The following is a 24,500-nucleotide window of genomic DNA, read 5'->3' as shown; positions in this document are numbered from 1 at the left end:
GGTGGCTGCTGCAAAACCATTACCCTCTGCACCTACGGGTGCTGATTATTTAAAAGCGGCGCTCAGTGCGCCGGTTTATGAAGTGGCTCAGGTCACCCCATTGCAAGAGATGAGAAAAGTGTCTGCTCGCATGGGAAATACGATTTTAGTTAAACGTGAAGATAGGCAGCCTGTTCATAGCTTTAAGTTGCGTGGTGCTTACGCCATGATTGCTGGATTGACCGATGAGCAAAAAGCGAAAGGTGTGGTTACCGCTTCTGCGGGGAACCATGCACAAGGCGTTGCATTATCGGCCAGTCGTGTTGGCGTGAAAGCAAAGATTGTCATGCCTGTGGCAACCGCAGATATTAAGGTCGACGCGGTACGTAATTTCGGTGGTGAAGCCATTTTGCATGGGGCAAATTTTGATGAAGCGAAAGCCAAAGCCATCGAAATGGCGACAAATGAGGGGTACACCTTTGTTCCCCCTTTTGATCACCCTTCTGTGATTGCAGGGCAAGCCACAATAGCATTGGAGTTGTTACAGCAAGATGCGCATCTTGATCGCATTTTTGTCCCCGTCGGTGGTGGTGGCCTGATTGCTGGCGTAGCGGTTCTGATCAAGCAATTGATGCCTGAGATTAAAATTATCGGTGTTGAAGCCGAAGATGCGGCATGTTTGAAAGCCGCATTGGCAGCGGGGCATCCGGTTGACTTGCCTCGAGTTGGCTTATTTGCTGAAGGCGTTGCGGTGAAGCGTATTGGTGATGAAACATTCCGTCTTTGCCAAAAATATGTGGATGATGTGATCACCGTAGACAGTGACGCGATTTGTGCGGCGTTGAAAGATATTTTTGAGGATGTGCGTGCGATTGCTGAGCCATCTGGAGCATTAGCACTAGCAGGCTTAAAAAAATATGTGCAACAGCACAACATTAAAGGCGAGCGTCTTGCACATGTTTTATCCGGTGCAAATATGAATTTCCATGGCCTGCGTTATGTTTCAGAGCGATGCGAAATTGGTGAACAACGGGAGGCACTTCTTGCGGTCACGATCCCTGAACAAAAAGGCAGCTTTTTGCGTTTCTGCCAGTTATTAGGCCATCGTGCAGTCACTGAGTTTAATTATCGTTATACCGATGCAGATCCTGACCGTGCTTGTATCTTTGTGGGGGTGAGGTTAAGCGGTGGCGAAAACGAACGAAGTGAAATTATTCAAGAGTTGCAACAACATGGCTATGAAGTTGCCGACCTATCCGATGATGAAATGGCGAAATTACATGTACGTTATATGATTGGTGGTCGACCATCGAAGCCATTGGAGGAGCGCCTTTATAGTTTTGAGTTCCCAGAATCACCGGGGGCATTGTTAAAATTCTTAGAGACTCTGGGGACGTATTGGAATATTACACTGTTCCATTATCGTAGCCATGGCACTGATTATGGTCGTGTGTTAGCGGCGTTTGAGTTATCAGGTCCTGAGGTGCGTTTCGATAGGCACCTTGATGCGCTAGGTTATGAATATCATGATGAAACAGGGAACCCGTCATTTAGGTTCTTTTTAGCCCCCCAAAGCTCACCGCAAACATTAGATTGAGTGGTCGGGCAACAATTGCCAAAATGATTTGATGAGTGGTTCACTTAGGCGTTTGCTAAGCGAGCAAACGCCTAGCTCAAAGGGTTCAACCAGCGAAATATTGTCGAGTTGTAATATACGGCTGCGAACTGGCTCAGGGCTGTTATCAACAACGACGCTTGGTATCAAGGCAATACCACAGCCGAGTGCGACCATTGACACGATAGCTTCATGGCCTGAGACAGTTGCATAGATCACGGGATTATTGATGTGATGACGGCGAAACCAGAGTTCGATACGTTTTCGTGATGGTCCGTGTTCAGGCAGAATAAACGGGATCGCATTCCAGTCGGGCTGCTCTTCGGTAGCCATGGTTCGAACAGCACAAGGTAGTGCGGGGGCGATCAGTACCAATGGGATTTCACCAATTTTAGTAAACCTTACATTATCAGGAAGGCGTTCTGGTTTACCTGCGATCCCAAGGTCAGCTTCCTTGGTTTCTACTTTGTCGACAGCATCGGCCGCATCACCAGTGGTGAGTTTTATTTCTACCAGTGGATGCAGTGCGCGGAATTTATCCAGAATTTGTGGCAAGTGGCTATACGCGGCAGTGACAGAGCAAAAAAGGCGCAGTTCACCCGTAAGAGAAGGGCTTTGCTGGTTAAGGACATGCTGGAGTTGTTGATATTGTAATAAGGTTTGTTGAGCAAATTGTTTAAGATGCTCACCCGCTTGGGTCAGTTTTACCGACCGATTATCACGAATAAAAAGTGGATGCCCTAGCTGCTCTTCTAAGCGTTGAATTTGCCGCGATAAAGTGGATGGACTGACATACATCGCCTTAGAGGTTCGACCAAAATGGCAACTTTCTGCTAAATGAAGAAATAGCTTTAAATCACGGATATCCATTTTTGTTTCAGCCTTAAGTTAAGTCAAAAGAGCGTTGCATAATATGCAACATTGTATTGTTAATATATCAATTTAAGCAATGCGAATCATCGCATATAGTAAAACCATAAACGCTAAATAGAAAAGCGACAGGCAGATGCCTGAAATAACGAACACAACAGAACAACGGAGTAAGACAATGGCGAATTATTTTAATACTTTGAATCTGCGTCAGCAGTTAGAGCAGTTAGGCAAATGTCGTTTCATGAAGCGCGAAGAGTTCGCGGATGAAGCAGGATACCTGAAAGGTAAAAAAATCGTCATCGTCGGTTGTGGTGCTCAAGGTTTAAACCAAGGCCTAAATATGCGTGATTCAGGTCTGGATATTGCTTACGCATTACGTGCTGAAGCGATCGCTGAAAAACGTGCATCATGGCGTAAAGCGACAGAAAACGGTTTTAAAGTCGGTACTTATGAAGAATTGATCCCTGAAGCGGATTTGGTCATTAACTTAACGCCAGACAAGCAGCACTCAGCGGTCGTTCGCGCTGTTCAGCCAATGATGAAGCAAGGCGCTGCATTAGGTTACTCGCACGGCTTTAACATTGTTGAAGTAGGTGAAGAGATCCGTAAAGATATTACTGTTGTGATGGTTGCTCCAAAGTGTCCAGGTACTGAGGTTCGCGAAGAGTATAAACGTGGTTTCGGTGTGCCAACGCTGATTGCTGTTCACCCTGAAAATGACCCTAAAGGTGAAGGTCTGGCTATTGCGAAAGCATGGGCTGCGGCAACTGGTGGACATCGTGCTGGTGTACTGGAGTCATCATTCGTTGCAGAAGTTAAATCTGACTTGATGGGTGAACAAACCATCCTGTGTGGTATGTTGCAAGCGGGCGCTCTGCTTTGTTATGACAAGATGGTTGCTGATGGTGTTGAGCCAGGCTATGCCGGTAAATTAATCCAATTCGGTTGGGAAACAATTACCGAAGCATTGAAGCAAGGTGGTATCACGCTGATGATGGATCGTCTGTCAAACCCTGCGAAATTGCGCGCATTTGCACTGTCTGAGCAACTGAAAACAATCATGGCTCCTTTGTTCCAAAAACATATGGATGACATTATTTCTGGTAAATTCTCAGAAACCATGATGGCTGACTGGGCAAATGATGATAAGAATTTGCTGGCTTGGCGTGAAGAAACCGGTAAAACACCATTTGAAAACTACCCTGAATATGAAGGAAAAATCGCTGAGCAAGAGTACTTTGACCACGGTGTTTTGTTAGTTGCGATGGTTAAAGCTGGGGTTGAATTGGCGTTTGATACTATGCTGGAAGCTGGGATCCTTGAGGAATCCGCTTATTACGAGTCACTGCACGAGCTGCCACTGATAGCCAATACTATCGCTCGTAAACGCCTGTATGAAATGAACGTGGTTATTTCAGATACGGCGGAATATGGTAACTACCTGTTCTCGTTCGCGGCTGTGCCAATGTTGAAAGACTTTATGAGCAAACTGCAAGCGGGAGATTTGGCGAAACCTGTTGCTGATAATGGCACCGATAATGCACAACTGCGTGATGTTAATGAAGCTATCCGTAACCACCCAATTGAGAAAATCGGTAAGACGCTGCGTGGATATATGACAGATATGAAACGCATTTCAGTGGGTGGCTAATTTTTCGTCACACTAGCACTATTCGCCGTTTTCCTTTAACGCGAATAGTTTAGAAAAATATATTAGATATAAAATAATATCGTATTGAAAACCGTGTTGTTCTGAATGACACGGTTTTTTTGTTTTTCAGACTCGACCGTCACAGATAGAAATATGCAGTTAAATGGATACATGATGGTTTAGCCGTTTTTATGCGCCGAGTGCTTTCTGCTACAATCGACAACAATCTGTCTTTTTGAAAATAACCTGATCTAGAGAAACCATGCGATTAAATCCAAGCCAGCAGCAGGCTGTTGAATTTGTGGATGGCCCATGCCTTGTATTGGCTGGTGCCGGCTCGGGAAAAACCCGAGTGATAACGAATAAAATAGCACACCTGATCCGCCAATGTGGCTATCAACCACGTCAAATTGCGGCGGTCACCTTTACCAATAAAGCCGCTCGTGAAATGAAAGAGCGTGTCGCACAAACATTGGGGCGGAAAGAAGCTCGAGGGTTAATTATCTCTACATTTCATACCTTGGGCTTGGAGATCATTAAACGTGAATATAAGGCGTTAGGTATTAAGGCTAATTTTTCTCTGTTTGATGATCAGGACCAAATGGCATTGCTCAAAGAGCTCACTTTTGATCTGCTAGAGGAAGATAAAGATCTTTTGCAGCAACTGATCTCATCGATCTCGAATTGGAAAAATGATCTGTTAGCACCAGAGCAGGTGTTGGCGAAAGTGAGAAGTGAGAAAGAGCATCGTTTTGCAGAGTGTTATCGTCGTTACGAATTGCATTTAAAAAGCTGTAACGTATTGGATTTCGATGATTTGATCAGTAAGCCGACCTTACTTTTATCCCATAACGAAGAGGTGCGGGAGCGTTGGCAACAAAAAATTCGCTATTTGCTGGTGGATGAGTATCAGGATACCAATACAAGCCAATATCAATTGGTTAAATTGCTGGTGGGTCAGCGTGCACGGTTTACGGTAGTTGGCGATGATGACCAATCTATCTACTCTTGGCGTGGTGCTCGCCCACAAAACTTAGTGCTATTGAGTCAGGATTTTCCAAAGTTAAATGTGATTAAGTTGGAGCAAAACTATCGTTCATCGGAGCGCATACTAAAAGCAGCCAATATTTTGATTGCAAATAACCCCCACGTATTTGAGAAAAAATTATTTTCGACACTAGGTTATGGGGCACCACTTAAGGTTATTACGGCCAATAATGAAGATCATGAAGCTGAAAGAGTTATCGGTGAATTGATAGCGCATCACTTTATTAATAAAACACAATATAAAGATTATGCCATTTTGTATCGCGGTAACCATCAATCGCGTATCTTTGAAAAAATGTTGATGCAAAACCGCATTCCTTACCGTATTTCAGGGGGAACATCATTCTTTTCTCGCCCAGAAATCAAAGATTTATTAGCGTATTTGCGAGTCATCACTAACCCTGAAGATGACAGTGCTTTTTTGCGCATTGTGAATACGCCACGCCGTGAAATTGGGCCAAAAACGATCCAAAAATTAGGTGAATGGGCTAATCAACGCGGTAAAAGTTTATATCAAGCTAGTTTTGATTTAGGGCTGGAGCAAACATTAACAGGCAAAGGATTAACCGCGCTACAGCAGTTCACACGTTGGATGGAGAAAATTGTTCAACAGTCTGAGCGTGAGCCATTATTGGCCGTGCGTGATTTACTGCGTGAAATGGACTATGAAAGTTGGCTCTATGAAACTTCGGCAAGTACGAAAGCTGCTGAGATGCGAATGAAAAACGTCAATCAGTTGTTTACATGGATGAGTGAAATGATTGAAGGTGACGACTTGAATGATCCTATGTCGTTAGATCAGGTTGTAACGCGTTTTACGCTGCGCGATATGATGGAGCGCGGTGAAGATGATGAAGAATCAGATCAAGTGCAATTAATGACATTACACGCATCTAAAGGGCTGGAGTTCCCTTATGTGTTTTTAGTAGGGATGGAAGAGGGGTTGTTACCGCATCAAAGTAGTATTGATGAGGATAACATTGATGAAGAGCGGCGGTTAGCTTATGTTGGAATAACACGGGCACAAAAAGAGCTATTTTTTAGCCATTGCCGTGAACGTCGACAATACGGTGAATTAATCCGCCCTGAGCTAAGTCGCTTTTTATTAGAATTGCCGCAAGATGATTTAGAGTGGGAACAGCAACGAAAAGTGGTGACCGCGGAAGAGCGGATGCAAAAAGGACAATCTGCACTCGCTGATATTAAGGCTCGTTTAGGATTAAATAAGAAAAGCTAGCAGAAATGACCCCTCACATTCACTGTAACGAATGTGAGGAGGAAAATTAATTGTTGGAGCTATTACGCTCTTCAAGTTTCAAAGGCCAGTTAACATAACCTTGCCACTGAACTTCTTGTTGCAAGTTTTCTGCTCGTAATGGATGCTCTGCGAGCCAGCGGTAAGGCAATACAATCGTCAGAGAATGGGTCTCTGCATGAAGTCGTAATGCTGGCAATGTATCATCTCGCCGACGGCTTGCAAAAAGAATAGCTAATCGCAACAGGCGGCATAAATGATAAGCTTGTTGCATGGGTAAAGCATTTTGTTGACTGAGTGTGGCTAGATCAACAGGCCCGTGTTGATTGCGGAGTAATGCAGCCAGTAAGCGCTTTTGTGCAGGAGTAAAGCCAGGAAGGTCAAGGTTAGTGATAAGGTAACTGGCATGCTCCGGCCCTTTGCGGAAGTCAACGCTTAAACCGATTTCATGCAAAGCACAGGCACTTGATAATAAATCACGGCAGCGTAGGTCTAGCTGCCAATTTTTAGAGACCTGTAAAAAGAAATGCTCTGCTAATTGGCTAACGCGGGCAGCTTGCTCGATATCGACTTGAAAGCGACGCTGAATATTACGCAAGGTACGAGCGCGAATATCTTGCTCAATGGGTAATTCAAGCATGCCGTAAACTAACCCTTCACGCAATGCACCACCCGCTAAAGTCATATTATCAATCGATAAAGCTTTAAAAATAGCGATGAGGATAGACAGACCGCTTGGGAATACCAGCGCTCGCTCAAAGGTGAGCCCTTCAATTTCTAACTCTTCAAGCTTGTGGCATTGAATGGCTTTATATTTAAGCTGTTGTAGCTTATCTAAAGTAATCAGCTCATCCATGCCTTGCGCGATCATGATTTCTTGGATGGCTTGAACGGTGCCTGATGCACCAACACAAATTTTCCAACCATGATTTTTTAAGGTATCCGCAATAGGGGCAATCACCGCGTGGGCGGCTAACTCCGCTTGAGTAAAATTCTCCTCGGTGAGTGTGCGATCACTAAAATATTTTTCTAGCCAAGTGACGCAACCCATTTCAAGGCTAAATAGCTGAGTGGCTTTGGCACCGATACCTGTAACCAGCTCGGTACTACCTCCCCCAATATCAACGACTAAACGCTGATCGGGGCCTCCGGTTGTGTGAGCAACGCCTTGGTAAATTAAGCGCGCCTCTTCTTCTCCTTGAATAACTTTGACGGTATTACCTAGAATTTCACTGGCTTTTTGCACAAAAACATCGGCATTTTTAGCCAGCCGCAATGTTGCAGTCGCGACGACACGGATTTGAGCGCTAGGGATATCTTGTAAGTGCTCTGAAAAGAGCCTCAAACATTGCCAACCGCGCTCCATAGCTTGTTCTGACAGCATATTATTGCCATCTAAACCAGCGGCTAGGCGCACTTTGCGTTTTACTCTCGAAATAATTTGAATACTGCCTGCAACTTCACGAACGATCAGCATATGAAAACTGTTCGAACCTAAATCAATTGCTGCATAGAGAGAAGAAGATTTCAGCATATCGTTATTACTCAGCCTGAACGTTTATGGTTGTTACGTGGGCCATTATGGCGACGTGGCGAATTTGAATTGCGACGAGGCCCTCCTGGACGCGGACGATGGCGGCGTTTCGGAGCAGGAAGGTCAGTTAATAACGCTTCGCTGTTGTACTTACTCACTGGAATCGAATGTTGAATGTACTCTTCGATGGCGGGTAGATTCAAAGCGTACTCTTCACAAGCAAGGCTGATTGAATGACCACTTTCACCTGCACGACCAGTACGACCAATGCGATGTACATAGTCTTCACAATCATCAGGTAAGTCATAGTTAAAGACATGGGTAACAGAAGGAATATGTAACCCGCGAGCAGCGACATCGGTCGCAACTAAAATATCGAGATTACCTTGAGTAAACTCTTCTAAAATACGCAGTCGTTTCTTCTGAGCAACATCTCCGGTGAGTAGCCCTACACGATGACCGTCAGCCGCAAGGTGTGCCCAAATCTCATCGCAACGATGTTTGGTATTGGCAAAAATAATACAACGCTCTGGCCACTCTTCTTCAAGCAACGTTTGCAATAAGCGCATTTTCTCTTCATTTGAAGGATAAAACAGCTCTTCTTTAATACGGTGACCCGTTTTTTGTAACGGCTCGACTTCAATATATTCAGGGCTATTCATCTGTTCAAAAGCAAGTTCTCTGACACGGTAAGAGAGCGTAGCTGAAAAGAGTAGGTTTAACCTTTCGGTTACCGCAGGCATGCGACGGAATAACCAACGAATATCTTTAATAAAGCCCAGATCGTACATGCGATCAGCTTCATCTAGAACAACCACTTGTACGGCATTTAAGTCAATATGACCTTGTTTTGCATAGTCAATTAAACGTCCCGTTGTGCCGATAAGAATATCAACACCATTTTGTAGCACCTTTAATTGCTCATCATAGCCATCACCGCCATAGGCTAGCCCCATTTTTAGACCCGTATACTCAGCAAGCTCTTTTGCATCTGAGTAGATTTGCACTGCCAGTTCACGGGTGGGTGCCATAATCAGCGCTCGGGGCTGATTGACTTTTTTACCCTCAATCGAAGGGTGAGTTAGTAAATAATGAAATGTAGACGTTAAAAATGCTAACGTTTTACCCGTTCCTGTTTGCGCTTGCCCCGCAACATCTTTGCCTTCGACAGTGAAAGGCAGGGTAGACGCCTGTATAGGCGTGCAAAAATTGAAGCCTTTTTTATTTAGGGCCTCAATGACTTTGGGGTGTAAGGCGAAGTCGGAAAACTTCTTTTCTGTCAAGTGTGCTTTACTCATAGTGTGGTAGAATATCAGTTAACGGTTGGTTTACGAAAGTGTATCTTTTGAAATAAAGCATACTGCTGCCAATTAATGTTACACTAAGACTGCAAAAATGATCCATTGGAGTACAACATGAGCGACAAAATTATTCATATAACTGATGCAAGCTTTGAGAGCGAAGTCTTAAACGCCTCGTCACCTGTTCTCGTCGATTTCTGGGCTGCATGGTGTGGTCCTTGTAAAATGATTGCGCCTATTCTTGATGAAGTTGTTGAAGAATATACAGGCAAACTGACCATCGCAAAACTGAATATTGATGATAACCCAGCTACTGCACCAAAATATGGTATCCGTGGTATCCCTACGCTCCTATTATTCAAAAATGGCAATGTCGTAGCAACAAAAGTGGGCATCTTCTCTAAAATTCAGTTAAAAGAATTTTTGGACGAAAATCTGTAAGTTATAGTTGTTGTTTAAGGTAAAACGTTTAGCGGTACATCTATTTTATAGGGCGCACCGCTAGACGTCCTCAATGAAGCATGGTAAGTTATCGGCAATCCCCATATTGCACCCGAAAGAATTACTTTATAATCCGTTGCTCTTATCATAAATATCTGGTTTGTCAGTTCAGTTGTGGTTCATATATTGTGATCTAGGGCTGATAATGTGTTGATTTCTGGAATTATCAATTTGAAAATTGAGTTGTCGCGCTAGCCGCATTCAATCATTTCATTCGTGGTAAATTGACAATATCAATTCAAGATAGATATGGATTAGCCGTATGAAGGCGTTCTAGTTAGGGATGGGTTTCAGGGCATGAGTTTTGCGTTTTAGTGCTTTGAAAGCTGTAAATTTGCGATATTGGGATAGATGTTGCCTTAAATGCACAAAAAACTATTGCTAATATTGTTTGTGTTTCTAATAATAAGCCGCACATCATTCCGATGAATCGCCGCGATATGTTAGCGCAGTCTTAGCAATAACAAGCGCAAGAATTTTTACGCGTTGTTGAGCCGTTGATGTTTGTAACTATCAACAGGGCGTTATAAAGTTAAACTGGCACTTATATAGCTTATATATAGTTGTCTTCAATTTACGTTCATAGTTCGAGAATTACCCCGAGTTAAAGAACCCACCATTATGAATCTTACCGAATTAAAAAATACGCCAGTATCAGAATTGATTACATTAGGCGAAAACATGGGGCTAGAAAACTTAGCCCGTATGAGAAAGCAGGATATTATCTTCTCGATTTTGAAGCAGCATGCTAAAAGCGGGGAGGATATCTTCGGCGATGGCGTTCTGGAAATATTGCAGGATGGATTTGGTTTCCTCCGTTCAGCAGACAGTTCCTACCTCGCAGGCCCCGATGATATCTACGTTTCTCCCAGCCAAATTCGCCGCTTCAACCTTCGCACAGGCGATACAATTTCAGGAAAAATCCGTCCTCCTAAAGAAGGTGAACGCTATTTTGCCCTATTGAAAGTTAATGAAGTTAACTTTGATAAACCTGAAAATGCCCGCAGCAAAATTCTCTTTGAAAACTTAACCCCATTACATGCTAACAATCGTCTTCGTATGGAACGTGGAAACGGTTCTACAGAAGATTTAACCGCGCGTGTTTTGGATTTAGCTGCGCCTATCGGCCGTGGGCAACGTGGTTTGATCGTTGCTCCACCAAAAGCAGGTAAAACCATGTTGCTGCAAAATATCGCGGCTAACATTGCACATAACTACCCTGATTGTGTTTTGATGGTTCTGCTTATTGATGAGCGTCCAGAAGAAGTTACCGAAATGCAACGCCTAGTTAAAGGTGAAGTAATCGCTTCAACGTTTGATGAGCCAGCAGCACGTCACGTTCAAGTCGCCGAAATGGTGATTGAAAAAGCTAAACGTTTAGTTGAGCATAAAAAAGACGTTATCATTTTACTTGATTCTATTACTCGTCTTGCGCGAGCGTATAACACTGTTGTTCCTTCATCAGGTAAAGTCTTAACAGGTGGTGTGGATGCAAATGCGTTACACCGTCCGAAGCGTTTCTTTGGTGCAGCACGTAACGTTGAAGAAGGTGGTAGTTTAACCATTATTGCAACAGCGCTCGTCGACACAGGCTCCAAAATGGACGAAGTGATTTACGAAGAGTTTAAAGGTACAGGTAACATGGAACTACACCTGTCTCGTAAGATCGCTGAAAAACGTGTTTTCCCTGCGATTGACTATAACCGTTCAGGTACACGTAAAGAAGAGCTGTTAACTTCACAAGATGAATTACAAAAAATGTGGATTTTACGTAAGATCATTCATCCTATGGGTGAGATCGATGCAATGGAATTCCTCATTAGTAAATTAGCAATGACGAAAACGAACGAAGAATTTTTCGATTTTATGAAAAGAGCATAATTGCTAACTTCCTAATTGTTAAATTTAAAAAGCGCTGTCAATTTTTGACAGCGCTTTTTTATTTTTTTTACTGATTTTTCTGATGAATATCGAAATTATTTCTTATTATATAGCTCTGTTATTTATTTGTTATGTAAATTAAATTTAAGTTATGTTTTTATATAAATTCAACTTACTCACCATTGGATGATAACAATTTATAATATTGAGATGCCATTCACAGTAATAGAATAGTAATTATATAAAAAATAGTACTTTTTATATTGGATTTTTGTCGCCACAAAATGGAAAATCAATTTGTTGGATGAAATAGATTTATTGTTTTATTCAAAGTTTGACTGTTTTAAGTTAATACATGTATTTCATGTATTTATTTAATGACGATATCATTTACGTAATGGCATTTTCTGATTGGTTGGGAAAGGTTCATTTATTAAACGAAAAACAGCCTAAAATTATAATCATAGAGAAGCATTGTTCTTTATGGCATGCATCTTGCTTTCATTAAGTATAAAATCCATTAATAAGACATGATTGAACAAAAGCTACACTAATAACAACTAGGTAAGCCTTTATAGGGTTATTGTGATAGTTATTGAAGACTCGTCTTATGGAACTTATCTCTTTTGAGATGATAATACCTTAGCTGCCTGTTATTGAGGCAATATAAGCTAAGGCATTGTGGTTTTAGGTTGGTTAGATAAAAAAATAAGAGAGTTGACTCGTGGACACCGCACAATTTATTGCTAGTCTTTTTTACGTTTTTTTGTTCACGTTAGTGTTTATTTTTATCGCTCGAGTTGTGGCAACGAAGATCGGGCTGGTTGATAAACCTAACTTCAGAAAAAAACACGTAGGTCTGGTCCCTTTAGTTGGGGGGATAACGGTCTTTTTTGGTATCTGCTTCGCGTTTGTTATTACAGAAGAATATATACCCCATAAATGGTTATATTTAATCTGTGCAGGCTTATTGGTATTGATTGGTGCGTTAGATGACCGGTTTGATATCAGTGTTAAGCTAAGAGCAGGTGTACAAGCCGTAGTCGCTGTCGTCATGATGACCGTGGCTGACTTAAAACTAGAGTCATTAGGTCATGCGTTTGGGCCATGGGAGTTAGTGCTTGGGCCATTTGGTTATATCGTGACACTGTTTGCTGTTTGGGCAGCTATTAATGCGTTCAACATGGTTGATGGTATTGATGGGTTACTCGGTGGGCTATCTTGTGTCTCTTTCGGTGCATTAGGCTTTTTGTTATATCAAAATGGCAATTATGGATTAGCATTTTGGTGTTTTGCCTTTATTGCAGCTATCCTTCCTTATATCTTCCTAAATTTAGGTGTACTAGGTCGTCGTTTTAAAGTCTTTATGGGTGATGCGGGAAGCACACTGATTGGTTTTACAATTATTTGGATCCTAGTCGAATCAACTCAGGAAGCAGGGCGTCCAATCAACCCTGTGACAGCATTATGGATTATTGCGATCCCATTGATGGATATGGTGGCGATTATGTACCGTCGTATCCGTAAAGGTATGAGTCCATTTTCACCTGACCGTCAGCACATTCATCACTTGATTATGCGTTCAGGTTTTAGCCCAAGAGGGGCTTTTGTTCTGATTACACTGGCAGCAGCCATTTTGGCATGTATAGGAATTATTGGTGAACGCTTAACATTTGTGCCTGAATGGGTCATGTTGGCATTGTTTTTGCTTGTATTCTTTATGTATGGTTACTGCATCAAACGGGCATGGAAAGTAGCTCGTTTTATTAAGCGCGTCAGACGTCGTATGCGTAGAGGTGGTGCAGTACGGTAACGACAAACGGAAATAATAGAGGTTCTGTGCAGTGAAAAACTCAGAAACGCAACCTAATCAGTATCAGCCGCCGATAGAACCGGAATTGGATATCCGTGGTTTATGCCGCTCTTTGTGGCAAGGTAAAATTTGGATCGTGGCATTTGCGGTGATTTTCGCCGCTATTGCGTTGGGTGCATCCTATTTTATGCAGCAAAAATGGAGTTCAACCGCGATCACAGACCTGCCAACCGTGAACAATTTGGGTAGTTATTATTCGCAACAACAGTTTTTACGAAACCTGGATTCCCGTATTAACTCGACGGGTCAAGAAGGGCAATTGCCAACGATTGCGAATGAGGCTTACCAAGAGTTTATTAAGCAAGTGGGTTCTTATGATACCCGTCGTCAGTTTTGGTTAACGACGGATTATTATAAGCAGCGTTTAGAGAATGACCCTAAAGCAGATGCGGCGTTATTGGATGAATTGATTAACAATATTGAATTCACGCCTGCGGATAATCTAAAAAATCTCACTGATAGCATTAAGTTGATTGCGGAAACGTCCACGGATGCTAATCAGCTTTTACGTGAGTACATACAGTTTGCTAACCAACGTGCAACAGCCAACTTGAATGATGAAATTAAGGGAACGTGGGCAACGAAAATGCAATCAATGAAAGCGTTAGTGAAACGCGAAGATATGGTTGCTCAAGCTGCTTATGAAAGACGCTTAAATTTACTCGAACAAGCATTGAAAGTTGCGCAAAAGCAGGGAATTTCGCGTAATCAAAGCTCGGCACCAGTTGATGAAATTCCTGATTCTAAAATGTTCCTATTAGGGGTTCCATTACTTGAAGCTCAGATTGAAACATTAAAAGCGACAGGCCCTGATCACGACACTGATTATGACCAAAACATCGCAATGTTATCTACACTGAGTGTTGGCCCCACTCTCCAAGACAGTTTTCAGGCTTATCGCTATTTGAGAACACCTGAAGACCCCGTCAAACGTGACAGCCCACGTAGAGCCTTTATGATGGTTCTATGGGGAGCTATCGGTGCATTGGTTGGTGCTGGTGTGGTACTTGCACGCCGTCGCCCGTCCTGATTTTGAATAGGTGGCTGTCGATGATGTCAGCCACTGTGTAATGTCATTATAAATAAAAGCAGCTAACTGCATTAGATAAATATAAGAGAGTCACTGTGAAAGTATTGACTGTATTCGGCACTCGACCAGAAGCCATTAAGATGGCACCGTTGGTTCATGCACTTGCTAAGGATGCGGCTTTTGAAGCCAAAGTCTGTGTGACGGCCCAGCACCGAGAAATGCTCGATCAGGTACTGAAGCTATTTGAGATTACTCCCGATTACGATCTCAATATTATGAAGCCAGGGCAAGATTTAACCGATATTACGTGTCGTATTCTTGAAGGGTTGAAAAACGTATTTGCCGATTTCCAACCTGATGTGGTGTTAGTGCATGGGGATACTGCGACGACAATGGCAACGAGCTTAGCGGCTTTCTACCACCGTATTCCTGTTGGCCATGTGGAGGCAGGCTTACGTACAGGTAACCTCTACTCACCATGGCCAGAGGAAGCGAATCGTAAGATTGCGGGGCACCTTGCAATGTACCATTTCGCGCCAACTGAAAATTCGCGTCAAAACTTACTAAAAGAGTCTATTCCCGACAATCATATTTTTGTGACGGGAAATAGTGTGATTGATGCTTTGCTGTGGGTTCGCGACAAAGTGATGAGCGACCAGCACATGGCTGATAAATTGGCGGCGAATTACCCGTTTATTGATCCCAATAAGAAAATGATTTTAGTCACAGGCCATCGCCGTGAAAGCTTTGGTGGTGGATTTGAACGTATTTGTCATGCCTTGGCTGAAATTGCACAAAGCCATCCTGATGTTCAGGTGGTTTACCCTGTGCATTTAAACCCGAATGTCAGTGAACCCGTAAAACGTATTTTACATGGCATTGATAATATTATTCTGATTACTCCTCAGGAGTATTTACCCTTTGTCTATTTGATGAACCATGCCTACCTGATCTTGACTGATTCAGGCGGGATCCAAGAAGAGGCGCCATCACTAGGCAAACCTGTTTTAGTTATGAGAGATACCACAGAACGTCCTGAAGCTGTTGAAGCTGGAACAGTGCGTCTTGTGGGTACAGATACACAAAAAATTGTTGCAGAAGTTAACCGGTTACTGACAGATGAAGCGGAATATCATGCAATGAGCCGCGCGCATAACCCCTATGGGGATGGTCATGCTTGTCAGCGTATTCTTGAAGCACTAAAAAGCAATCAGGTGAAATTATGAGTTTTGAAACTATTTCTGTTATCGGCCTTGGTTATATTGGTTTGCCAACAGCAGCCGCTTTTGCGTCACGCAAAAAGCAAGTGATTGGCGTTGATGTCAACCAGCATGCGGTTGATACCATTAATCAGGGGAAAATCCATATTGTCGAGCCAGAGCTTGACCTCGTCGTAAAAAGCGCGGTTGAAGCAGGTCATCTGAAAGCTTTTACTAAACCACAGCCTGCCGATGCCTATTTGATAGCAGTGCCAACCCCATTTAAAGGTGAACATGAACCTGATCTTACTTATGTAAGAGCAGCCGCAGAGTCTATCGCTCCGGTATTGAAAAAAGGGGATTTAGTCATTTTAGAGTCTACTTCTCCTGTTGGCACGACTGAACAGATGTCTGAATGGATGGCTCAAGCGCGTCCTGATCTCACTTTCCCTCACCAAGCAGGGGAAGCGGCGGACATTGATGTGGCTTATTGCCCTGAGCGTGTATTACCCGGTCAAGTCATGGTTGAATTGATTAAAAATGACCGTGTTGTTGGTGGTATGACGCCAAAATCATCATTACGTGCGAGCGAGCTGTATAACATTTTCCTTGAAGGTGAATGTGTTATCACGAATGCAAGAACCGCCGAGATGTGTAAGCTGACAGAAAACAGCTTCCGAGATGTGAACATCGCATTTGCAAACGAACTCTCACTGATTTGTGCCGAACAAGATATCAATGTGTGGGAACTGATCCGTTTGGCGAATCGTCACCCTCGCGTCAATATTCTACAGCCGGGCCCAGGTGTTGGTGGACACTGTATTGCCGTTGACCCATGGTTCATTGTGGCACAAAACCCACAACAGTCTCGTTTGATCCACACCGCGCGTTTAGTCAATGATGGCAAACCAATTTGGGTTGTTGATCAGGTCAAAGCTGCGGTGGCAGATTGTTTAGCTGAAACAGGTAAAAAGGCGAGCGAAGTGACTATTGCCTGCTTTGGTCTATCATTTAAACCCAATATTGACGATTTGCGTGAAAGCCCAGCGATGCATATCACGAAAATGGTGGCGAGCTGGAATAAAGGTAAAACGTATGCGGTTGAGCCACATATCCATGAATTGCCAACGGCACTAAAAGGCATTGTAGAGCTGGCATCGATTGAAGATGCAATCACCAATGCTGATGTGATTTTAATGCTGGTGGATCATAACCAATTTAAAGCCATTCAAGGTTCATTGATTCAGCAAAAATGGGTTGTGGATACCAAAGGAGTTTGGCGTTGAAACGCATACTAATCACAGGTGGAGCCGGTTTTATCGGCTCTGCGGTTGTTCGTCATATCATTGAAAATACTAACGACAGTGCGGTTGTCGTAGACTGCTTAACTTATGCGGGCAATTTAGAGTCACTCAGTGAGGTGTCAAATAGCGACCGCTATGCGTTTGAGCAAGTGAATATTTGCCATCGCGCTGAGTTAGACCGCGTTTTTGCGAAATATCAACCCGATGCCGTGATGCATTTAGCCGCAGAAAGCCATGTTGACCGCTCTATTGATGGCCCTGCCGCCTTTATTGAAACCAATATTGTCGGTACATACACGCTATTAGAGGCGGCTCGTCATTACTGGATGGGCTTAGATGCCGCGAAAAAAGCGCAATTCCGTTTCCATCACATCTCAACTGACGAAGTGTATGGCGATTTGGAAGGGCCGGACGGTTTCTTTACTGAAACCACGCCTTATGCGCCAAGCAGCCCTTATTCGGCTTCTAAAGCATCGAGTGACCATTTAGTGCGGGCTTGGCAGCGTACTTATGGCCTGCCAACCATGATCACCAATTGCTCAAATAATTATGGGCCATACCATTTTCCAGAAAAACTGATCCCACTGATTATCATCAATGCGTTAGCAGGTAAGCCATTACCTGTTTATGGCAAAGGTGAGCAGATCCGCGATTGGTTATTTGTTGAAGACCATGCTCGCGCCTTATATTTGGTGGCAACGACAGCACAGCCGGGTACCACTTATAACATTGGTGGTCACAATGAACGTCGTAATATTGATGTGGTCGAGACTATTTGTGAGCTACTTGAAGAACTTCATCCGCAGAAGCCAGAAGGGGTTGCACATTACCGTGACCTTATCACTTATGTGACGGATAGGCCAGGTCATGACATGCGCTATGCCATTGATGCCGATAAAATCGCACGTGAATTAGGTTGGACGCCTCAAGAAACATTCGAATCAGGGATCCGTAAGACAGTGCAGTGGTATCTGAATAACGAAACTTGGTGGCGTCGTGTGCAAGATGGTTCTTATGCAGGAGAACGCCTTGGTTTAGGCGCTTAAGGGGGGATCATGAAAGGGATTATATTGGCTGGTGGTTCGGGAACGCGTTTGCATCCGATTACACGGGGCATCTCGAAACAGTTATTACCTATCTATGATAAACCGATGATCTATTATCCATTGTCAGTACTGATGTTGGCAGGGATCCGGGAGATATTGATTATTTCTACTCCGGATGATCTGCCCATGTTTAAACGCTTACTTGGTGATGGACATGAGTTTGGCATTCAGCTGAGTTATGCCGAGCAGCCTTCACCGGATGGCCTTGCTCAAGCGTTTATTATTGGTGAAGAGTTTATCAATGGTGATGCATGCTGCTTGGTGCTAGGTGACAACATCTTCTTTGGTCATTCATTTAGTCCAAAACTGAAATCCGTTGCGGCAAGAACACAAGGTGCCACGGTATTTGGTTATCAAGTTATGGATCCAGAGCGTTTTGGTGTGGTGGAGTTTGATGATGACTTCAAAGTGTTATCCATCGAAGAAAAACCGAAAAAGCCGCTTTCTAACTGGGCGGTGACGGGGCTTTATTTCTACGATAATCAGGTCGTTGATTTCGCTAAGCAGGTGAAACCTTCAGAGCGAGGGGAGCTGGAAATTACCTCTATCAACCAAATGTATTTGGACAAAGGTGAGCTAAACGTCGAACTGTTGGGGCGTGGCTTTGCATGGCTAGATACGGGCACTCACGATAGCTTAATTGAAGCGGGTACTTTTGTACAAACGGTTGAAAAACGTCAAGGTTTCAAAGTCGCCTGTTTAGAAGAAATTGCATGGCGTAATGGTTGGTTGTCTGATGAGCAAGTTCAGGCATCGGCAAAACAACTGAGTAAAACGGGTTATGGCCAATATTTAGAGGATCTCCTCCGTGTCCGTCCGCGCCAGTATTGATTGTCTACAATGGGAGTCTGATTTTTTCGGACTCTCTACGGCGAAACTAGATTTCGCAGCGCCACACGCTGAGACGGTTCTTGCAAGCCAATTAGACGGTTATGCTATTACTCAAGCCAAGATACTTGCTAGTGATACTGAGCGTTTAGATGGGCTAATGCAGCTTGGTTTCTCTCTCGTCGAAGGTGAAATTGATTTTGCGCTGACTATTGGCACAGAAAATGCTTATTTAAAAAGTCGATTAGTGGCAACAGATCGGGTTGAACCCGCTGTTGCGGAAGATATTCCTGTATTACGCCATGCGGCGGCACAAGTGTTTAGCCAAAGCCGTTTTCGGTCTCCTTGGTATCGTGAAGGCGACAGTGGGCGTTTTTATGCACTATGGATAGAAAAAGCGGTTTTAGGCACATTTGACCATACTTGTTTATTAGTAAAAGACGCGTCGGGGGATATCTTAGGCTTTGTGAGTTTGAGACACCTTGATGATGACACAGCGCGTATCGGCCTACTCGCTGTTATGCCTAGCGCTACTGGGCGAGGAATTGGCCGTAAATTGATGTCCGCAGCCGTTGTCTGGTGTGAGCAACACGAAAAAAGACAGTTAAATGTGGCTACCCAAATCAGCAACATTGCGGCATTAAATCTTTATTCACGTAGTGGTGCTTCGGTTGCTAGCACTGCTTATTGGTTATATAGGGGACAACATGATTCCATTTAATAAACCACCCGTTGTAGGAACTGAATTAACGTATATGAAGCAAGCCATGGAAAGCGGCAAGCTATGTGGTGATGGTGGTTTTACAAAACGTTGTGAAGAGTGGATGGAAAAGCGCTTTGATTGCCCTAAAGTCCAGTTAACACCTTCTTGTACCGCTTCGTTAGAGATGGCGGCGATCCTAATTAACATCAAGCCTGGTGATGAAGTGATCATGCCAAGCTTTACCTTCGTTTCTACCTCAAATGCGTTTGTATTAAGAGGGGCTACCATTGTTTTCGTGGATGTACGTCCAGACACCATGAACATGGATGAAACAAAAATTGAAGCTGCAATCACCGAACGTACTCGTGCTATCGTTCCAGTCCATTATGCGGGCGTCGCTTGCGAAATGGATACCATCATGGCTATCGCGAAAAAACATAACCTATTTGTGATTGAAGATGCGGCACAAGGTGTTATGTCGACATACAAAGGCCGAGCATTAGGTACTATTGGTCATATCGGCTGCTATAGTTTCCATGAAACGAAAAACTACTCGTCAGGAGGTGAAGGCGGGGCAACACTGGTCAATGATAAGTCGTTGATTAACCGTGCCGAAGTGATCCGTGAAAAAGGAACTAACCGCAGTCAGTTTTTCCGTGGTCAGGTAGATAAGTACACTTGGCGTGATATTGGTTCCAGCTATCTCTTGTCAGATTTACAAGCGGCTTATTTGTGGGCTCAGCTTGAAGAAGCTGAAAAAATCAATGATCGCCGATTGCTACTATGGCAACGCTACTATGAGGCGTTATCACCATTAGCGCAGGAAGGTAAACTTGCATTACCTATCGTGCCCGAAGGGTTAGTGCATAACGCCCATATGTTCTACATCAAGCTAAAAGATGTTGAAGAGCGTACTGCTTTTAATGAATACATGAAATCAAATGGCGTTTTAACGGTGTTCCACTATGTTGCGTTGCATACTAGCCCTGCTGGGGAAGAATTTGGACGTTTCCACGGTGAAGACCGTTATACGACCAGTGAAAGTGACCGTTTAGTGCGTCTGCCTATGTTCTACAATATGACAGATGATGAACAACAAACGGTAATTGCAAAAATTAAGGCGTTTTTTGCCTAATGTCGTTAGCCAAAGCTTCAGTTTGGACTGCTGGGTCTACCCTGATAAAAATCGGGGCAGGCCTACTTATCGTCAAATTATTAGCAGTCACGTTTGGCCCGAGTGGGGTTGGTCTGGCGGGGAACTTCCGCCAGTTAATCACAGTGTTGGGTGTTTTATCGGGAGCGGGTATTTTTAATGGTGTGACTAAATATGTCGCAGAACACCATCAAGACCCTGAAAAGTTACGTGCGGTATTAGGGACATCATCAACACTTATTCTTGGTTTTTCGACACTATTAGCGCTGATATTCCTGTTTTTTAGTGGCCCAATAAGTGAAGGGCTATTCGACAGCAAGGACTATCAATCTGTTATTCAGGCGGTTGCCTTTATTCAGATGGGCATTGCTTACGCTAACTACTTCTTGGCGATCCTTAAAGGTTATCGAGACGCATCGGGTAATGCTCAATCGATTATCTTTGGGAGTATAATTGGTGTAGTTGCTTATTATTTATGCTACACATTAGGTGGTTATGATGGCGCTTTAGCAGGCTTGGCATTGGTTCCTGCATTAGTGGTTTTACCTGCTGCCTTGATGATGATTCGCCGTAAGCGGTTTGCATTATCGATGTTAAAGCCTGCTTGGGATAAAGCCGTAGCGACTAACCTAGGCAAATTTACCATTATGGCGTTAATTACGTCGGTGACTTTGCCCGTTGCCTATATCATGATGCGGAATTTGCTCGCAGCACAATATAGTTGGGATGATGTAGGCTTATGGACAGGGGTTAGCACAATTTCAGATGCTTACTTGCAGTTTATTACCGCGACATTTTCTGTGTATTTGCTGCCTACACTCTCTCGGCTACAACATAAAAATGAAATTTCTGCTGAGATCCTTAAGACGTTAAAATTTGTGTTACCTGCTGTCGCCGTAGCCAGTTTTATGGTGTGGCTATTACGTGACTTTGCGATTTGGTTGCTGTTTTCTGAAAAATTTAATGGAATGCGAGACTTATTCGCATGGCAATTAGTGGGCGATGTGCTGAAAGTCGGTGCATATGTCTTTGGTTATCTTGTGATTGCGAAGGCAGCATTGCGTTTTTATATTTTAACTGAGGTGAGCCAGTTTATTCTCTTAATGGGCTTTTCCCATTGGCTGATACCTATGCACGGGGCTGTAGGGGCAACACAAGCCTATATGGCGACATATATCGTGTATTTTCTCCTCTGTTGTTGCGTATTTTTGATTTACCGTAGGCGAGTATGACAACCTTAATACATGTACTGGGATCTGAACTCCCTCACCATAATCAAACGGTGTTGACGTTTTTTAATGACGTGATCTGTAAGGAAAATACAGCGTCACAAAAACCCCATTTTATGGTGGTTAGTCGCGATACTCAGCTTGCGGCTGCATATCCAAAGCTGAATATCGATGTTTTTGAAAGTAAAAAAGCGATAGCGAATGCGGTGATCCAACGTGCAATGGCAGATCGCCGAGAACGTTTTTTCTTTCATGGTCAGTTTAACGCGCCGATTTGGTTAGCCCTCCTATTTGGTAAAATTAAATCTCACCAGTTTTGGTGGCATATTTGGGGTGCAGACCTGTATGAAGAGTCAAAATCATTAAAGTTTAAGCTTTTTTATGTATTGCGTCGTTTGGCGCAAAAAAAAGTGGGGCACGTTTGTGCGACCCGCGGTGATTTATGTTATTTCCAGCAATCTAACCCAAAAGTACCGGCCTCAATTTTATACTTCCCAACACGAATGGATCCTGCTCTGACGTTAAATGAGCGTCCAGCGCGTCAGGGCGAGACATTGACAATCCTATTAGGTAACTCAGGTGATCAATCAAATCGTCATATAGAGGCTCTGGGCGCGATTAAACAGCAATTTGGTGAGCAAGTTAAGGTCATCGTACCGATGGGGTATCCGGATAATAACCAAGCTTATATCCAACAGGTCGAGAAGGCGGCTCAAACGCTATTTAAGGCAGACCAAGTCAGTATCTTAAAAGAGCGGATGGCGTTTGCGGATTACCTCGATTTATTGAGGACATGTGATTTAGGCTATTTTATCTTTAATCGCCAGCAAGGGGTGGGAACGCTGTGCCTGTTGATCCAGTTTGGTATCCCGTTTGTGATCAGCCGACAAAATACCTTTTGGCAGGATTTAACGGCACAGAATGTGCCCGTCTTTTTCTATGGCGATGAGCTATCGTTAGGCCTTGTTGATGAGGCTCAGCGGCAAATGACGTTGCTGGATAAACAACATATCGATTTTTTTGCCCCTAACTTTACGGATGGTTGGAAAACGATTTTAGGTGTTGCGGAGGAGCAGGCATGACCTTAGCCGAGTTAGGGGGCTTATCGCTTGTCTATCTAATCTCCATTATCTTTATCGGAACACTGCTCTACACAGAGTTTCGACGTGTACGTTTTAATTTTAATATTTTCTTTTCGCTGTTGTATTTACTGACATTTTATTTTGGTTTTCCGCTGACTTGTGCTTTGGTTTTCCAATTTGATGTGGCAGTTGTTCCGGCTGAGTACTTGCTCTACGCTCAACTGGCGGCAACCAGTTTTTATGCTATTTATTATGTTGCTTATAAAACACGCCTAACCAAAAGTGCGACCACTGCTAAGCGACCGCTCTTCACCATGAATAAAGTGGAAACGAACCTAACCTGCTTATTGTTGATTGCGGTTGCGGTGGTGACAGTAGGGATCTTTTTCTTACAGAATGGTTTTTTACTGTTCAAACTTAAATCGTATAGCCAAATATTCTCCAGTCAGGTTTCAGGGGTCGCGCTAAAGCGCTTTTTCTACTTCTTTATCCCTGCAATGTTGATTGTGTACTTCTTGCGACCATCACAAAAACGCTGGCTTTTCTTTCTCGTCAGTACCGTTGCATTCGGTTTTCTGACGTATGTGATTGTTGGCGGAACGCGAGCCAATATCATTATTGCATTCGCCCTATTTTTGTTTATTGGTATCGTCAGAAGGTGGATCACACTTTGGATGCTAGTGGCGGCAGGTGTCGCGAGTATTATCGGTATGTTCTGGCTAGCGTTAAAACGCTATGGCCTTGATGTGAGTGGTGCAGAGGCGTTTTATACCTTCTTATATCTGACCCGAGATACCTTCTCACCATGGGAAAATCTTGCTCTATTGTTGAGTCACTATGACAAGATAGAATTCCAAGGTTTGGCGCCTATTGTGCGTGATTTTTATGTCTTCATTCCATCGTGGTTATGGCCTGAGCGACCTGACACGGTACTGAACTCAGCAAACTACTTTACTTGGGAAGTGCTCAATAACCACTCTGGATTGGCAATTTCGCCTACATTGATTGGTTCATTAGTGGTGATGGGGGGCGTGCCATTTATCCTACTCGGTGCGATTGTGGTTGGGTTAATCATTAAATGGTTTGACTGGATCTACGGCATGAGCCTAAAAGAGTCAAATCGCTATAAAGCCGCCATTATGCAAGCTTTTTGCTTTGGGGCTATTTTTAACATCATTGTGTTAGCACGTGAAGGGGTCGACTCCTTCGTGTCACGCGTAGTCTTTTTCTGCCTCATTTTCGGACTTTGTTTGATTCTGGCGAAATTACTGTACTGGTTATTTGAAAGTGCGGGGCTTATTCGGGCAAAAACAGCTTCTTACTTAGGAAGCCAACGTCGCGGAGACCGCTAAAGGA

General features: G+C 43.5%; 19 protein-coding genes. 16 read left to right on the top strand and 3 right to left on the bottom strand.

What is annotated here, in order from left to right; all coding sequences use genetic code 11:
• Position 1: 1 nt before the first annotated feature.
• The gene (gene ilvA / locus I3B46_RS20470; RefSeq protein WP_172593509.1) at positions 2-1,576 is read left to right on the top strand and encodes a threonine ammonia-lyase, biosynthetic; all 1,575 of its coding nucleotides are present in this window, start codon (positions 2-4) and stop codon (positions 1,574-1,576) included.
• Here the strand turns inward: ilvA and ilvY are convergent.
• The gene (gene ilvY / locus I3B46_RS20465; RefSeq protein WP_004915447.1) at positions 1,568-2,464 is read right to left on the bottom strand and encodes an HTH-type transcriptional activator IlvY; all 897 of its coding nucleotides are present in this window, start codon (positions 2,462-2,464) and stop codon (positions 1,568-1,570) included. The two genes, ilvA and ilvY, sit on opposite strands and share 9 nt — an antisense overlap.
• A gap of 178 nt (positions 2,465-2,642) precedes the next feature.
• On the opposite strand from ilvY, the gene ilvC reads away from it, so the two are divergent.
• Together ilvC and rep are read left to right on the top strand one after the other, a co-directional pair.
• Positions 2,643-4,118, top strand: a complete 1,476-nt coding sequence (gene ilvC, locus I3B46_RS20460) for a ketol-acid reductoisomerase (protein ID WP_014657279.1) — start codon at positions 2,643-2,645, stop codon at positions 4,116-4,118.
• 262 nt (positions 4,119-4,380) lie between these two features.
• A complete protein-coding gene (gene rep, locus I3B46_RS20455) occupies positions 4,381-6,402 on the top strand; it encodes a DNA helicase Rep (protein WP_004915452.1) in 2,022 nt (673 codons plus the stop codon).
• 46 nt (positions 6,403-6,448) lie between these two features.
• Here the strand turns inward: rep and gppA are convergent, their stop codons facing one another.
• Together gppA and rhlB are read right to left on the bottom strand one after the other, a co-directional pair.
• Entirely contained in the window at positions 6,449-7,954 is a 1,506-nt protein-coding gene (gene gppA / locus I3B46_RS20450) for a guanosine-5'-triphosphate,3'-diphosphate diphosphatase (protein ID WP_004915455.1), read from the bottom strand.
• 11 nt (positions 7,955-7,965) lie between these two features.
• Positions 7,966-9,252: an ATP-dependent RNA helicase RhlB gene (rhlB, locus tag I3B46_RS20445; protein WP_004915459.1), complete on the bottom strand. Its 1,287-nt coding sequence runs from the start codon at positions 9,250-9,252 to the stop codon at positions 7,966-7,968.
• Between the two features lie 117 nt (positions 9,253-9,369).
• Between rhlB and trxA the strand changes: the two genes are divergently transcribed.
• The 13 genes from trxA to wzyE all read left to right on the top strand — a co-directional run bounded on the left by trxA (position 9,370) and on the right by wzyE (position 24,496).
• The gene (gene trxA / locus I3B46_RS20440) at positions 9,370-9,696 is read left to right on the top strand and encodes a thioredoxin TrxA (protein WP_004915462.1); all 327 of its coding nucleotides are present in this window, start codon (positions 9,370-9,372) and stop codon (positions 9,694-9,696) included.
• A gap of 681 nt (positions 9,697-10,377) precedes the next feature.
• Positions 10,378-11,637: a transcription termination factor Rho gene (gene rho / locus I3B46_RS20435; protein ID WP_004915469.1), complete on the top strand. Its 1,260-nt coding sequence runs from the start codon at positions 10,378-10,380 to the stop codon at positions 11,635-11,637.
• 724 nt (positions 11,638-12,361) lie between these two features.
• A complete protein-coding gene (gene wecA / locus I3B46_RS20430) occupies positions 12,362-13,450 on the top strand; it encodes a UDP-N-acetylglucosamine--undecaprenyl-phosphate N-acetylglucosaminephosphotransferase (protein ID WP_004915476.1) in 1,089 nt (362 codons plus the stop codon).
• Positions 13,451-13,481: 31 nt separating this feature from the next.
• Entirely contained in the window at positions 13,482-14,540 is a 1,059-nt protein-coding gene (wzzE, locus tag I3B46_RS20425) for an ECA polysaccharide chain length modulation protein (RefSeq protein ID WP_014657281.1), read from the top strand.
• A gap of 95 nt (positions 14,541-14,635) precedes the next feature.
• A complete protein-coding gene (wecB, locus tag I3B46_RS20420; RefSeq protein WP_004915481.1) occupies positions 14,636-15,766 on the top strand; it encodes a non-hydrolyzing UDP-N-acetylglucosamine 2-epimerase in 1,131 nt (376 codons plus the stop codon).
• Entirely contained in the window at positions 15,763-17,025 is a 1,263-nt protein-coding gene (wecC, locus tag I3B46_RS20415; RefSeq protein WP_004915484.1) for a UDP-N-acetyl-D-mannosamine dehydrogenase, read from the top strand. Before wecB ends, wecC begins: the two co-directional genes overlap by 4 nt.
• Complete coding sequence (gene rffG / locus I3B46_RS20410; RefSeq protein ID WP_004915487.1) at positions 17,022-18,089, top strand: dTDP-glucose 4,6-dehydratase; 1,068 nt, start codon at positions 17,022-17,024, stop codon at positions 18,087-18,089. Before wecC ends, rffG begins: the two co-directional genes overlap by 4 nt.
• A 9-nt stretch (positions 18,090-18,098) precedes the next feature.
• A complete protein-coding gene (rfbA, locus tag I3B46_RS20405) occupies positions 18,099-18,980 on the top strand; it encodes a glucose-1-phosphate thymidylyltransferase RfbA (RefSeq protein WP_004915489.1) in 882 nt (293 codons plus the stop codon).
• Positions 18,958-19,698, top strand: coding sequence for a dTDP-4-amino-4,6-dideoxy-D-galactose acyltransferase (gene rffC / locus I3B46_RS20400; protein ID WP_040132555.1), 741 nt, complete (start codon positions 18,958-18,960; stop codon positions 19,696-19,698). Before rfbA ends, rffC begins: the two co-directional genes overlap by 23 nt.
• Positions 19,685-20,815, top strand: a complete 1,131-nt coding sequence (rffA, locus tag I3B46_RS20395) for a dTDP-4-amino-4,6-dideoxygalactose transaminase (RefSeq protein WP_004915497.1) — start codon at positions 19,685-19,687, stop codon at positions 20,813-20,815. Before rffC ends, rffA begins: the two co-directional genes overlap by 14 nt.
• The gene (wzxE, locus tag I3B46_RS20390) at positions 20,815-22,065 is read left to right on the top strand and encodes a lipid III flippase WzxE (RefSeq protein ID WP_004915501.1); all 1,251 of its coding nucleotides are present in this window, start codon (positions 20,815-20,817) and stop codon (positions 22,063-22,065) included. Before rffA ends, wzxE begins: the two co-directional genes overlap by 1 nt.
• Entirely contained in the window at positions 22,062-23,144 is a 1,083-nt protein-coding gene (locus I3B46_RS20385; protein ID WP_004915504.1) for a TDP-N-acetylfucosamine:lipid II N-acetylfucosaminyltransferase, read from the top strand. Before wzxE ends, I3B46_RS20385 begins: the two co-directional genes overlap by 4 nt.
• The gene (gene wzyE / locus I3B46_RS20380) at positions 23,141-24,496 is read left to right on the top strand and encodes an ECA oligosaccharide polymerase (RefSeq protein ID WP_004915508.1); all 1,356 of its coding nucleotides are present in this window, start codon (positions 23,141-23,143) and stop codon (positions 24,494-24,496) included. Before I3B46_RS20385 ends, wzyE begins: the two co-directional genes overlap by 4 nt.
• Positions 24,497-24,500: the final 4 nt, after the last annotated feature.

It is taken from the genome of Providencia sp. 2.29 (genome assembly GCF_015832305.1).
GTDB lineage: Bacteria > Pseudomonadota > Gammaproteobacteria > Enterobacterales > Enterobacteriaceae > Providencia > Providencia stuartii.
Note: the sequence above shows the minus strand (reverse complement) of the source record. Positions and strands in the feature narration are given on the sequence as shown.